Below are 13659 nucleotides of genomic sequence, written 5' to 3' on the forward strand. Positions count from 1 at the left end.
ACCCATATAGAGTGCGACAGGACTTGTTTGTTGAACAGTCCCATCACTAAACTATTTCAATCCACGCACCCATATAGAGTGCGACTCTCCAAAATGGTGAACTATGAGTAAAGGTATCAATTTCAATCCACGCACCCATATAGAGTGCGACATTTCTGTCCCATATGTGTACCAAATGATCTGTCCAATTTCAATCCACGCACCCATATAGAGTGCGACGTTTATTTTCTTCTAAGGTTGGGGTCTTTAGAAATATTTCAATCCACGCACCCATATAGAGTGCGACGGTCAAACATAAATTCAATACTATCCCCAGTAGTATTTCAATCCACGCACCCATATAGAGTGCGACTACTAGCTGGGCGTTGTTTAAACTCTCTTCTATGATTTCAATCCACGCACCCATATAGAGTGCGACACGAAGCAGAGGCTATTTCTGATGCGATTAACAAATTTCAATCCACGCACCCATATAGAGTGCGACGGACTGAGTCTCATACAGCAGTTTGGTTTAGGAGATTTCAATCCACGCACCCATATAGAGTGCGACACATCAATAATCATCCCCCATTTACCTTCCATATTTCAATCCACGCACCCATATAGAGTGCGACATGATGATTTAAGGCACGCTATGGAGCAAGTAAATTTCAATCCACGCACCCATATAGAGTGCGACCCAAGGAGCTTTTGTTTGTCCACCATAGGAATTTTATATTTCAATCCACGCACCCATATAGAGTGCGACATCTATAATCAATATCCCTTGATAGTTTTCGAATAATTTCAATCCACGCACCCATATAGAGTGCGACCAAACACGGTACATATATCGTATTCACCTGTCAATTTCAATCCACGCACCCATATAGAGTGCGACGTTGAAAGAACGTGTCAAATAAAAATGACATTTTATTTCAATCCACGCACCCATATAGAGTGCGACATAGGGTCCGATTTGATAGCAAATAGTCATTTGATTTCAATCCACGCACCCATATAGAGTGCGACCAAAAAAAGAGTCAATAATTCGACTCTTTCATTATTTCAATCCACGCACCCATATAGAGTGCGACCTCTAGAAGCTTCTATGATATCTAAAAACTTTTATTTCAATCCACGCACCCATATAGAGTGCGACGTTGTCTCGGGTTGCTAATAGCTGACCAGATATCAATTTCAATCCACGCACCCATATAGAGTGCGACTGAAATAAGTGTAAGTGATTTATTAATACATGTATTTCAATCCACGCACCCATATAGAGTGCGACACTTTCCAAAAATGTCTCCCCCCGGTTCTTAATTATTTCAATCCACGCACCCATATAGAGTGCGACCATCTCGGTATAACTCAAATGTCATGTTATGGTTATTTCAATCCACGCACCCATATAGAGTGCGACACTTTCCAAAAATGTCTCCCCCCGGTTCTTAATTATTTCAATCCACGCACCCATATAGAGTGCGACTGTAACGAATAAGTTAAGAGGACTTAAAGCACCAATTTCAATCCACGCACCCATATAGAGTGCGACGTAGTCGCTTCTACAACCACATAAATTTCCTCCTATTTCAATCCACGCACCCATATAGAGTGCGACGTATACATTCAAAGCCATTGCCACCACCAGCATTATTTCAATCCACGCACCCATATAGAGTGCGACATATCCACCTCCTTTAAATACCTCCACTCAATAATTTCAATCCACGCACCCATATAGAGTGCGACATCTATATCAGAATCATTTCTAACATTCATTTGATATTTCAATCCACGCACCCATATAGAGTGCGACTAGGAGACGCATATGCTGCTACGGTTATAGTTGTTATTTCAATCCACGCACCCATATAGAGTGCGACAAAGTGGAGCTCAGTTAAAAGCAAATGCAGCGGAATTTCAATCCACGCACCCATATAGAGTGCGACAGGTTTTCATGATATCATCTTCGCTGTATTCGATATTTCAATCCACGCACCCATATAGAGTGCGACCAATATACCGGTATCAGTGGTCTCATTTCCTATATTTCAATCCACGCACCCATATAGAGTGCGACACGTAATCGCCTCCTTAGTGGTCATCGTAATCTATTTCAATCCACGCACCCATATAGAGTGCGACGGGTGGAACAGGTCGTATGGAGGTTAGACAGAGAGATTTCAATCCACGCACCCATATAGAGTGCGACAAAACTGTAACGTTGCCATATTATCCTCCTAATATTTCAATCCACGCACCCATATAGAGTGCGACCACCTGTTAACCCAACAAACTACCAGTTTTATATGTTATTTCAATCCACGCACCCATATAGAGTGCGACAGTAAGAGAGTACCATGCGTTACGTTCGTCTACTAATTTCAATCCACGCACCCATATAGAGTGCGACGTGTATTCCTTAATACCTGGGCGACTTATCTCAAATATTTCAATCCACGCACCCATATAGAGTGCGACTATTTAAAGTTGAGTTACTTAGAGAGAATGCTGTATTTCAATCCACGCACCCATATAGAGTGCGACCAGCTTCATACTAGTGGGACTAATGCTCCATCAGATTTCAATCCACGCACCCATATAGAGTGCGACACAAATTCCTTACCATCAAGAGGCATGTCTATATATTTCAATCCACGCACCCATATAGAGTGCGACTCTATTACCCTGTCTTAAAGTCATAAGGTGAGAATTTCAATCCACGCACCCATATAGAGTGCGACTAGGTTTACTTGCAGCACATGATTTATACCAAGTATTTCAATCCACGCACCCATATAGAGTGCGACGTTTTAAGTGTGTCTAATGCATTCGAAAAGATAATTTCAATCCACGCACCCATATAGAGTGCGACATGTTGGGACAGAGACAATCGTAACATCGTCTAAGATTTCAATCCACGCACCCATATAGAGTGCGACAATTTTCGGGCTGTGGTGAAAATCCTTTTATTTTGATTTCAATCCACGCACCCATATAGAGTGCGACAGCCAAATTAATGACTTTTAACCCTGTAAAATTACATTTTATTCCATTTAAAGACACCATTATTTCATTTTCGAGAGTAAAATGGAACATTTCATATTTAATACCACAAAATTTTGGTGCGAATCTACCGGGAAATTCATGCGAGCTTCGGGTTCGCACTAAAAGATAAGCGGTTCTTCTACATCAATGGATTCTTTTGCTCCGATGTGTTCAACTTTTGTTTTGTAATTATTTCCCATCTGGTAAAAACGCAGGCTATCCTTTGATGGGTCTATTAGTGAAATCAGTTCGATTTTCAAGGAAGCAAACTGGGTCGAGTCTACCTGGCATTCGAACACTGAGTTTTGCACACGCTGGCCATAGTTTTGACAGGATTTTGCTACTTTTCTTAATCGTTTTTTGCCCCCTTCGCTGGTTGTGTTAACATCGTACGTGACAAGAATGAGCACTTTGCGTTTCACCTACTTCCATAGAAATGGGGGATATTGATCCAGATCTCCTCTTAATGTTCTTGCAAGCAGTAGCGCTTGTACATGGGGAACAAGACCCCACTCGATTTTTTCTCCTAAAAATGGGTGAGTAATTTTTTCCTGTTTCTTTTGTTGCCATGCTTTTATAAACTTTTTTCGTCCCTCATCGGTTAACAGAACTGCCTGATTTTCTTTTACAATGAAATCACGTGGCTGAATTTCTTTTTTATTGATCATAGACAATACAAATCGATCTGCAAATACGCCTCTAAGCTCTTCCATCACGTCTAACGATAACGATGCTCGTCCTGGTCTGTCTCGATGGAGAAATCCCACATAGCTGTCCAGCCCGACTGCTTCAAGTGCAGCTGCTGTATCATTTGCCAGCAGAGTGTAGGCGAATGACAATAGTGCATTGACTTTATCAAGTGGTGGACGTCTGCTTCGGCTTTTGAAGTAAAATTGATCTTTTTGCTGCAGAATGAGATCGTCAAATACTCTATTATAACAAGTTGCTGCGTGCCCTTCCCATCCTCTTAACAACTGTAAATCTTCGCATTTTTTTATCTCCATTATAACCGAAGACAGCGTTGCTGAAATCCCTTTCATTTTAGTGACATCCACTCTTAGCGCATTGTCTCTTGTAGCTCTTTCAAGAATCCACTTATTGTTGTATACCTTGCCAATGAGAAAATTTCTTGCTAGCAGGGCAGACTGTTTTTCATCTTCTGAAACGATATATTGCTTCTTACGCAGGGTGACGTTCCCTCTGCTTTCCCCTGTCACTCTGGCTAAAAATCTGCCAGACTGTTTCATAAACACAATAGAAATGTTTTTTTCAGCACAGTGTCCAAGCAACGCAGGGCTGACACCTGTGTAACCAAAGGTAACAATAGATTGTAAATTATGAAGTGGAATTCTCCCTGCCTTTTGCTGTTCAATGGATATAACGACATTTTCTCCATCTAGTGACAAATAGGCATCCGGCTGAGTCACATATAATGAGTTTAATAGTTTTTTCATTCGTTTAGCTTCCTTTCCAGGTAGCTTGCGACAGATTCTTTTGTCATCAGTCTAGGCAGACATATATGCTGCAGCGAGCAATTGTTACAAAATTTCCCTGTTTTCACTTTTGGTGTATACCGTCTGTCATAATACTGGTGCATTTCTTCAAAGACATTTCTTACCTTTTCACGCAGAGACTGAGTAAAGATCACTTCTTCACGATGTTTGATTTCATCATAATAAAAATAGCCTGATTTAATTTCACATACAAGCATTTCTTCAAGACATATAGCCTGGGCAGTTAGCTGTAAAAGGTCTTCGTCACCCTTCTTGGGTTTCCCCCGTTTATATTCAATTGGAACAGGGATATACCTTCCTTCTGCTCCATGCAATTCAATTCCTGAGTCATGTTCAATAAATTCGACGACATCACAAATGCCTGTGACCCCCATGGACCGCGATTGAATAGGCATTGCCCTGACAACAAGCTTGCTATGCCTTTTTTCCCTTACAAATGGACGGTCAGCAGTGCGATGCACATGCTGGCCTTCCACTGTTTTTACATTCTCTTCCCACTGCTGTTCAACATGGATGAGTGCCCATTGCCGTTTACAAAATTCAAAGTGCTGAATACCGGACAGCATAAGGTAGTCCAACTCATCTTTATTGACCATCAAGTTCCTCTGTATTCAATCCATCTAGATGATTAACTGTAATTTCGTAATCCTCAATGGATTTTGGTTCATCACTCAGGCTTTGTATGACAAGTGCTCGGTGCACTTTGGCAGATGAATATTGACCGAGCTTTGATTCATGTTGGTGCCAGTATACTTTATGTACCTCCATAGAACCCTCTGGTCTGGCTGAGGATGCATCATTTTCAAAAAGTGTCACAAGCGCCTGTTTTAGTTTGTCAGCGTCCTCCCAAGTGAAACCCGTTTTTTCTGAAAGCTGAACGTTGATGCTACCATGCAGTACGTATAAGCCAAATTCCACACGATGCTTCATACCCATCGTGTCAGATCCGCGCTCTTTCCCGGGCTCTGAATTCACACTTTTAGTAATCTGTACACTCGTAATATCAACTGGATCCACACTTGTTGCTGGATGAATGGAAACCGGCCCTCTCACTCCAACAGACACACCACCACCAGATGCAGCCCCTTTATAGGCAAACACTTGGCCAAATGCCCGTACATCAATCCACTCTTTACAAGCCATAGCGGCAAACACATGATTTTGGCTCTGCTTTGACTTTATAATATTTGCCAACACTTCATTGGATTCTGCTCTTTCTTTTAAACTGCCAAACTCGTCTGTTTTGCGATCGTTTGATTGTACAAATACCTTTTCCCCCATATCCTGAAGCCGGTTACGAATCTTCCTTTTGATCGCAACATCCGAAATTTCACCATGTCCGTCATAGTTTTGACGCGGACGGTTTCCATTTAAGGGATCTCCGTTTGGATTTGACTTTGAAACGGACAGGACTACTGAGAAATCAATTTTTTTATCAAGTGTTGACATTATATTTCCTCCCCTACAGGTTTTGCCGTTTTAGGCTGATATAAATCATAACGCTGACTGTAAAATCCGAGCAGATATTCCTCCGATAGCGGACGGTTTGTGAATTCCTCCATTGAAATTCTCGATGCAATATCATCTATTTGTTTGGAGTAATAGCCAGCTTTGGATCCGAGCTTTGCTTGGTAAGGGAGTAAAGCCGATTGGATAACTCCCCACGTGCGCATCGGGTTTTTTGAAAAAGCACTCATATATCTAATCGCATTCGTCGCACGTGTTTCGTCCTTTCCAAGTGCGGACCTTTCCAACACATCTGCTACAGCCAGTAATCTGCCAAACAAGTAATCACGACTATCTTCCTCTTCACGTACTCTCACATCAATACCCTCCTCAATCTTGTAAGCTAATTTGTTGCGTTCCCAGTTCTTTCGGGAAATGAGTGCGCACGCAATGCCAAGTGTCTTCTCCCATTCCCAGTGTTCCATTGAAACTGGATTGGAGGCTCTGTTTATCGTACTCCTAATGATATCAAGCGGAAGAATGCGCCCGTCTAGTACACACGGCAAAAGTCTTTCCATCAGTCCTTTCACCACTTTGTCGCTGACTCTTGGACCATATGCTGCTAACGCAATATCTCTAGATGAAGGAGCCCCCATAAACTGAACAGGCCTACCATCCTTATCCTTTCTGTAGCGATGCAGCCATGCACAGGTCAGATGCCACTTTTCAATTTGGGCAAAGTACCGTTCCTGATCCATATTGCGGTAATACTGAACTGACATTCTTCCTGTCGTCGCAGAATCAAGCACTAAAACATTGATATTCGATTTGGACTTCACATGTTTCCGATAGCCTTTCATTGCTTGATGAATCATCCTTGCATATCCTTCGTTCGTAAAGCCGATATCCGCTTTTTCTTCCTCCCCAAAAATTGCGGCAAGATCGAGCGTATCATTAAGCGGACTCGGTAATTCTTTCGCATCATATTGCCAGAAGATAAACACCCGATTATCCATGAATATTCCCTGCTTGTTAATGAGCCATTTTAATGCGTTATGTGATTTCTGAGACACATCAAAACTGATTGCTGCCGCTTCAGTGCTTTTATCAAACCGACCTCTGAATGTAAAACCGTTGCTATCATTCGCTGAAATTAATTTCGCTTTGTCCCCTGAATTACGGATCTTATTGGCATGCTTTGTAACGGAAGGAAGAAATTCACCAGAAACATAACACAAATCGTAATCTCCAAGCATGTCATGGTTATAATCAATATAAGATTTAAACACCTCTGGATCATTCCAAACCTTTTTAAAATCTTCTATGGAAGGATCATATACATTAAAACGGACAAAGGTAGCCTCCTGTCCGGCAGTAACCACCTTGAAAATTTCCGGCTTCTCTCCAAGTACCTCTTCATACCGACTATCCCATTTTCCGATCAGCTGTTGATTCTGATCAACATGTAACACTTTTGACTGTATTAGGTCTTCAATAAGCGTACCTTTTTTTACATAATTATAAATACTGACTATCTTCGGATGACTGTATTTGGAATCTGCCCACCCTTTAAGCTGAGTCAAATAATCATTAAATTCCTTGGTCCTGTCAATCCCAAGATATTTCTGATAATCTCCTGCTGTATAAGCTAGCTTGTCGTGAAGGGGATAGGGAAAAGAAGCCTTTCCTGCACGGCTAGCCGAGTTTTCTGTGGTAGGGATAAGCGTGTTCCCCAGTCCTTTTTCAATGACCGCTGCTCCTATAAATTGTCCGTCTGATCCGACTGTTACTTCTACATGGGCGGTCTGGGTGGTGTGGGCAATAGGTAGGAGCGTGTACTCACCCCCATTGTATTTGGGGATGACTTTTCCAACCTCAACACTGTTGTTCTTATACGTGTTATATAGATCCAGAAGCCAGCTCATTTACTCACCTCCAAGACGATTGGATAAGGACTCAACCGATTCCATCGACGATTCTCCAAAACCTTTTTTGGTCATCGGCTTAATATACCTGACTAGTTTACACTCTTCCGGTTTGAAAAAGGTGATGACACCATTCTTCATCACAGGAGTCCACAATCTGACAGATAACTCGTCCTTTCCGGTTTCATCCGGATAATTAAAGCCATGAACCATCGTGCCAAACGTCAAATCGGAATGGTCATAATATCCTTCCCCTTCATCAAACGCACACGGTTCAACATACCCCTGACACTCTCGGGCACCAAGGAAAATATCACGTCTCCCCCCAGCTTTTAATGCTCTCTTCATGATATTATGATGCTTGTTTTCATTTCGGTCGTAGGCTAACTCCGGGCGGTGTTCGTTAAACTCAAAATGCGCTTTCACTCTGTACCTAACATCTCTGAGGTACGTATAATTTGCCAGAGTATTCCCTCCCCCGTACTCAATCGGCCTAATTCCCTTTGATTCCATTTGAATTGGGTTCATGATCCGAATTTTGTCCACTACCATAATTAAAGTGGGCTTCCAGTAAATGGAGCTTACAATCCCCTTTAATGCCTCGTACGTAGGAATTTGATAACTGAGCTTTTCTCCTCCTAATTTTGTAAGAGGATCTGTAAACAAGGCATAATTTCCTGTCAGTTCAAACTCAATAGCATTTCTCATAGGTCACCTCCATTTATTCTGATAATTCAAACTATAACCATGTCTATCCATTTTGTCAATCTACTTATTTTTTAATATATGAATTAAGAAAAAATCCGATCCATATGTTATACTATAACTGTCGCATTTTTATTGCGTGGATTGAAAAATATAGTAAAAAATAAGGAACAGAATCAGAAGCTTATCAAATATAATAGGCTTCTGAATTCACTCCTTCTCCATTAACATCCAACCCGAATTCTGCGCTATATCCATTATCAACCATTGCAAGAATGCTCCCATCCAAATAACTAATCAGCATCCCCTGCTTTGCTAAAAGATCTTTCTCCCATTTGTGAACATTGACCGTATACTGCTGCCCTTTTATCATGAGCCTCGACAAGTCTTCTATCTGCTGTTTTCCGTTTAAGTCAGCGATCATCTCCTTTGCCTCATGGTCATACGGAACTAGGACAGTGTATGTATGACGGTCAATTACCTGAAAATGCATGGAAGCCAACATGAAACTTGAGGACATAAAGGTTCTTGACTGCTTATGAAGCTGATGTTTCATTTGACGGATAAACGGATGGTTAAAAGGTGTTGAAAACAAAATCTCCGAAATAGAAGTTCCTAACGAGTAAAGAGGGTACATTAATACCGATTCCTGAACGGTATAAAACTCTTTAAAGTAACGTGTCATCGCCTGATTGGAAAGCATATTGCCTTTAAAAAGTGTTTTATCCTTTTCCATTACTCTCAGCAGTCTGGCCGTGATTTCTTTTCCGCGCGCCACATCTGGCATTTTACTGACATCCTCTTCAGCATGATCGATGATATACACATTTTTTATTTCCTGCTTACCATGTCGATTGCATCTTCCGGCAGCTTGGGCAATCGAATCCAGCCCTGCCAACGAACGAATCACACAGCCGAAATCAACATCCACACCCGCTTCGATCAACTGTGTCGTGACACAAATAAGCTGTTCTCCTTTTTCAAGCATATCCCGAATCTCTCTAAGAACATCCTTCCGATGAGATGCACACATAGAGGTACTCAAATGATAGAGTTCTACCGGTAGATTCCTCTCCTTCAGCTCAAGGTAAAGCTTCTTTACAACACTTTTCGTATTTAATATAACAAGCACACTGTTTTCCTTATCAAGCTGTGACATTGCAAAATCTGCTAATTCATTTGTCGCATAAGTACCTTCTCCAGTCATATCGACCATATTCGTACGTTTGAACGCAACTTCCACCTTTTGTAAGTCTGGAACCAGCTCATGGTCTGAACCAATCTCCAGTCGCCCTTCCACAAAATCAAGTGCTGGCTGCGTAGCTGTACAAAGCAGCAAACTTGATTTTCCCGTATACTTCAGAAAGTTCAAAGCCTGATTAAACAATGTGACCGATTTTGTTGGAACTTTCTGCACCTCATCAAAAATCACGACTGCCTCACATAAATTGTGTAGCCTTCTAGCTGAACGGCTTCCATGCCCGTAAAATGCCTCAAGAAATTGCACCATCGTCGTAAATATCACAGGAGAATCCCAGTTATCCCTCGCAAGCTTTACTTTCTCCTGATTCGTATAGGATCCTTCCGTAAACTCGTTTTCCTCATCAGCATCAATGACATTACTGTGATGCTCAATAATGTGAGTCCAGTCTCCGAGAATACTGCAAACTTCTGCTGCATTCTGTTCAATAATCGTTGTAAAGGGCACCACATAAATAATTCGTTTCTTTTTAAACTTCAATGCATGCTTCAGTGCATACCTGAGACTTGCCAACGTTTTCCCTCCGCCTGTCGGAATTGACAGTGTATAAATATCAGAAGGCAGATCGGCAGCCTCTGCACACTTATCAGACATCTTCTGCCTTAACTGATTAATAACCGTGTCATCGCTCTCACACCGCAAACTCTGAATCTTACGTTCAAGCCTTTCATCATACCTTTCAAAAAGAGCCATGCTGTCCACGGAGTCATCTTTCCAATTGTCTTCAAACTGACGTGTATTCGTACGGTCCGCATCAACCAGTGCACTGAATACGAATCTAGTTAAAAAATATAGCTGTTTTGCTATATCCTCCTTTTTACATGCAGATAAACAACTTTGAAGTTCTCCCGCTGCCATCTCCACGTACTTGTCTAACTTATCTTCAGACATAACCTCTTGAAAAAAACGTTCCTTAATATCCTGAAATTCATAAACTTCCTTTTCTTCTACCCGCTTCAGGTAAGGCGACTCAAGCCGGTCATTAGAAAAATCTTGCAAGGAAGAATGGTGCGAAATAATCGCATTCCCAACTACCTCAGCAACTAGCTGGTAATACGGGTTTTTCCCATCGATATGATATCGCTCAAACAATAGTTTCCCACCTGCAGTAGAGTGATCAACAGACCCTCTCGCGGGGGCATTTTCTGGATCATACACAGCCTGCGTCAGATAACACAAAAACTTATTACTATATTTCCCTACATCATGCAGCAGTCCCCCAAGACCAGCTAAATGTTTCAAACCCAGGTGTTCACCATAAGATTCAGATAAAGTCTTACATTCTAATAAATGTTCTCTGACAGTTTGCTTAACGTCGTCCTTTTGACGAATATGTGCTATGTACAAGCGTTTAACCTCCCAATAAATTAAATTCATTAAATTTTGGCCCTACAACTATCAGCTATACGGTATATAACCTGAAAAGGACACTTTTAAGTTTAGATCTTTGAAATGAAATCTTACATATAATTCACACTCTACTTGGAAAATATATAACGCTTACAAAGACTTAGAAACTACATACATATATATCTAATTCTTGATGTTAAAAGTGTGAATCACATCTTAGAAAGTATATAACATAACTAGATTAACACCTATATATAGGTTCATCACCGAAATCCGGGGTTGATTTACTAAAAATTCAAAAATATGACATTTTAACTATATAATAAAAGCGAAAACTCACGTATCGTAATTGTTGTCGAGACAAACCACGAGAGGAGTTTTCGCTTTGTATCCCAAGTTTATCAAATTGATTTTACCATTACCATCTATTTTTACGATATCATTGCCAAATGAAGGACCAAACGTTTTTCCAGTAAAAGTTGATTCACAAACAATCCTATGTCCGATTTGTCAAGGGAAAACGATACGTCACGAACAATCACGACGACTTTTTAGACATGAGTATGCTTGGAATATTGGCGTTCTTTGGATGGAATTAGCAGTACTCGTCAACAAAATTGTAAAACGTTGTCAGGGTATCATGGATGTTTCGCATGAGTACCAACTTCCTTATACGACTGTAGAACGCTGATATTATTTATACGCAGCTGATCAATTGGTAGAAGAATCTGATGAACGCATTTGTGTCGAACAAAGATCAGAGAACTAGGCATTAATGACACCTACCTTGAAGTGTATGTAGATGTAAGCCTACAGGTTAATGTCATCATTCCCTTTATATCCGAACCAATAAAGGTCGCCAACACCGTGAAAATAGGCGATTTATTTATTCAAGGAAAAGTACCTCAATATTATCATGGAGGTGGCGGCAATGGGCAATTTGCCCCTGTCATCATGCCACCGGAAGAAGAGGACGATGAATAAACAAAGCAATTAAAAGGACTCCGACATTTTCAACACGGAGTCCTTTACATATAACTAGTCGTCTTCTATTAATTCCACATAATAAGCGGAAGTTTGAGCTGGATATGATTCTCTGAAATTATCACCATATATACGTACTTTTTGATTTATTTTTATTCCCTTAAACATGTGCACATCTTCTGCGTCACTGTGTTTACTTACAATAATCGGGCCAGTAACATTACCTACCAACCTATCTCCTAATCCTACAGGCTCATCTGCTATTTTAATAGAATTGAATCCTTTTGAATAGACGTAACCTTCTAATATAAAATAATCAAGATTCCCGGGAAGTGCTTTTAACTCTATTGGCGTTCTTTTTTGAGGCATAAGTTCGTTAACCATTATTGAAAAGACAAAAACGCAGGAACAAGCGATAAATAACCTTGTATATAGTTGAATCTTAGACAACTGAGTCCCCCCTTACTTTAAAGTTTAGGGTTAGTAGATAGATACACCAAGCGGAATGATCTATTGTAGTTCATTAAGGAGTATTTCTTGGATACGCTCATTTCCTATTATCCCGTTACTAAACGTGTTTGTATCTGACCAATACACCAGTCGGAAAGAAGCACCATTATGAAGCATTAAGCGCATAAATACTCTTTCTCCTTCAAAGCTATTATTTCTATATAGCACTTCATGTTCTTCTTTTTTTAGTGTTTCCCACACCTCGACAAACTCCTCCAAGGATTGTGGTGAGAAAGAGTTTAGCTTTCTTCCATCTTCGGCACTTTCAAAATATATTTCTTTTACTAGCCCTTTTAAAGGTTGTAATTCTCCAGCAGTATTCGCATTATTATTCATATCTGCTACATAAATTTTGCCAGCTGCAGCTACAATAAACGATGATGGATACCCTTTGACACTGTATATAGGAGTTCCTTCTGGTAAAAATGTAGCGTCCCCGTTTGTCATTTTATAGTGAGCACACGCACTACCGTACAATGTATAATCAACTATCCCTATCTCGTTTTCCTCTTCTACCGTTATGTCATTTTTCTCAGCATCGTACCCAGGGTAATCACTGTGGTAATTAATATCATTTAACATTAACGCATCTATGTAAGAGATTTCAGCGTCAGGACAATTTTCTCCCCCACCCTTTTGACCATTGACCTCGGTTACTGCCTCATCACTTTCGATATCATTTATTTTTGTTGGTGATGTTTTCCCCGTAACCTCCAACTCATTTACTCTACTAATTTCACTCGCAGCACAACCCGTGATCATTAAACAACCTGCCAATAAAATAACCTGAAAGTATTTATTATAATTCAATACATTTCCTCCTCGTATTATATGTTTAAGCCCTTCTGCAGAGCTAAAATCTTCCTTCTTTTTAATTGAGCGACTTGCATAATGCTTGGACGTCTCAAGATATTTCTAGATAATGATAATA

11 protein-coding genes and 1 CRISPR repeat array (1 of these 12 only partly in view) are annotated in these 13659 nt (G+C 40.5%); of the genes, 2 read left to right on the forward strand and 9 right to left on the reverse strand.

Features of this window, described 5'->3' with window-relative positions; translation table 11 throughout:
- A CRISPR array of direct repeats spans window positions 1-2994; the repeat unit is 32 nt; unit sequence ATTTCAATCCACGCACCCATATAGAGTGCGAC (it extends 1811 nt beyond the left edge of the window).
- 158 nt (window positions 2995-3152) lie between these two features.
- The 7 genes from cas2 to cas3 all read right to left on the reverse strand — a co-directional run bounded on the left by cas2 (window position 3153) and on the right by cas3 (window position 11231).
- Entirely contained in the window at window positions 3153-3443 is a 291-nt protein-coding gene (cas2, locus tag LRP81_RS19135; protein ID WP_230504119.1) for a CRISPR-associated endonuclease Cas2, read from the reverse strand.
- Window positions 3444-3455: 12 nt separating this feature from the next.
- Entirely contained in the window at window positions 3456-4487 is a 1032-nt protein-coding gene (cas1c, locus tag LRP81_RS19140; protein WP_230504121.1) for a type I-C CRISPR-associated endonuclease Cas1c, read from the reverse strand.
- Window positions 4484-5143, reverse strand: coding sequence for a CRISPR-associated protein Cas4 (cas4, locus tag LRP81_RS19145; protein ID WP_230504122.1), 660 nt, complete (start codon window positions 5141-5143; stop codon window positions 4484-4486). The genes cas1c and cas4 overlap by 4 nt, the downstream gene beginning before the upstream one ends.
- Window positions 5133-5996, reverse strand: coding sequence for a type I-C CRISPR-associated protein Cas7/Csd2 (gene cas7c / locus LRP81_RS19150; RefSeq protein WP_230504124.1), 864 nt, complete (start codon window positions 5994-5996; stop codon window positions 5133-5135). Before cas7c ends, cas4 begins: the two co-directional genes overlap by 11 nt.
- On the reverse strand, window positions 5996-7918 hold the full coding sequence (gene cas8c / locus LRP81_RS19155) for a type I-C CRISPR-associated protein Cas8c/Csd1 (protein ID WP_230504126.1): 1923 nt from the start codon (window positions 7916-7918) through the stop codon (window positions 5996-5998). Before cas8c ends, cas7c begins: the two co-directional genes overlap by 1 nt.
- Window positions 7919-8626, reverse strand: coding sequence for a type I-C CRISPR-associated protein Cas5c (cas5c, locus tag LRP81_RS19160; protein WP_230504128.1), 708 nt, complete (start codon window positions 8624-8626; stop codon window positions 7919-7921).
- A 184-nt stretch (window positions 8627-8810) separates the two neighbouring features.
- Window positions 8811-11231 (reverse strand): CRISPR-associated helicase Cas3', encoded by a 2421-nt coding sequence (gene cas3, locus LRP81_RS19165; RefSeq protein ID WP_317987100.1) that lies wholly within the window; start codon window positions 11229-11231, stop codon window positions 8811-8813.
- A 409-nt stretch (window positions 11232-11640) separates the two neighbouring features.
- On the opposite strand from cas3, the gene LRP81_RS19170 reads away from it, so the two are divergent.
- Both LRP81_RS19170 and LRP81_RS19175 read left to right on the forward strand, forming a co-directional pair.
- Window positions 11641-11925, forward strand: a complete 285-nt coding sequence (locus LRP81_RS19170) for a hypothetical protein (RefSeq protein WP_230504133.1) — start codon at window positions 11641-11643, stop codon at window positions 11923-11925.
- A gap of 50 nt (window positions 11926-11975) precedes the next feature.
- Window positions 11976-12218 (forward strand): sporulation protein YunB, encoded by a 243-nt coding sequence (locus LRP81_RS19175; protein WP_230504135.1) that lies wholly within the window; start codon window positions 11976-11978, stop codon window positions 12216-12218.
- Window positions 12219-12272: 54 nt separating this feature from the next.
- On the opposite strand, the gene LRP81_RS19180 is transcribed toward LRP81_RS19175, so the two are convergent.
- Window positions 12273-12668 carry a DUF3221 domain-containing protein gene (locus LRP81_RS19180; protein ID WP_230504137.1) on the reverse strand — a complete coding sequence of 132 codons (396 nt, stop codon included), beginning with the start codon at window positions 12666-12668 and terminating at the stop codon, window positions 12273-12275.
- Between the two features lie 60 nt (window positions 12669-12728).
- On the reverse strand, window positions 12729-13538 hold the full coding sequence (locus LRP81_RS19185; RefSeq protein ID WP_230504139.1) for a hypothetical protein: 810 nt from the start codon (window positions 13536-13538) through the stop codon (window positions 12729-12731).
- Window positions 13539-13659 lie beyond the last annotated feature (121 nt).

It is taken from the genome of Sutcliffiella rhizosphaerae (assembly GCF_917563925.1).
Taxonomy (GTDB): Bacteria; Bacillota; Bacilli; order Bacillales; family Bacillaceae_I; genus Sutcliffiella_A; species Sutcliffiella_A rhizosphaerae.

Excerpts from the sequence above, each read along its gene's own strand:
- cas7c (WP_230504124.1), bottom strand. The coding sequence starts at position 5,996 with ATGTCAACACTTGATAAAAAAATTGATTTCTCAGTAGTCCTGTCCGTT.
- cas8c (WP_230504126.1), bottom strand. The coding sequence starts at position 7,918 with ATGAGCTGGCTTCTGGATCTATATAACACGTATAAGAACAACAGTGTT.
- cas5c (WP_230504128.1), bottom strand. The coding sequence starts at position 8,626 with ATGAGAAATGCTATTGAGTTTGAACTGACAGGAAATTATGCCTTGTTT.
- cas1c (WP_230504121.1), bottom strand. The coding sequence starts at position 4,487 with ATGAAAAAACTATTAAACTCATTATATGTGACTCAGCCGGATGCCTAT.
- cas4 (WP_230504122.1), bottom strand. The coding sequence starts at position 5,143 with ATGGTCAATAAAGATGAGTTGGACTACCTTATGCTGTCCGGTATTCAG.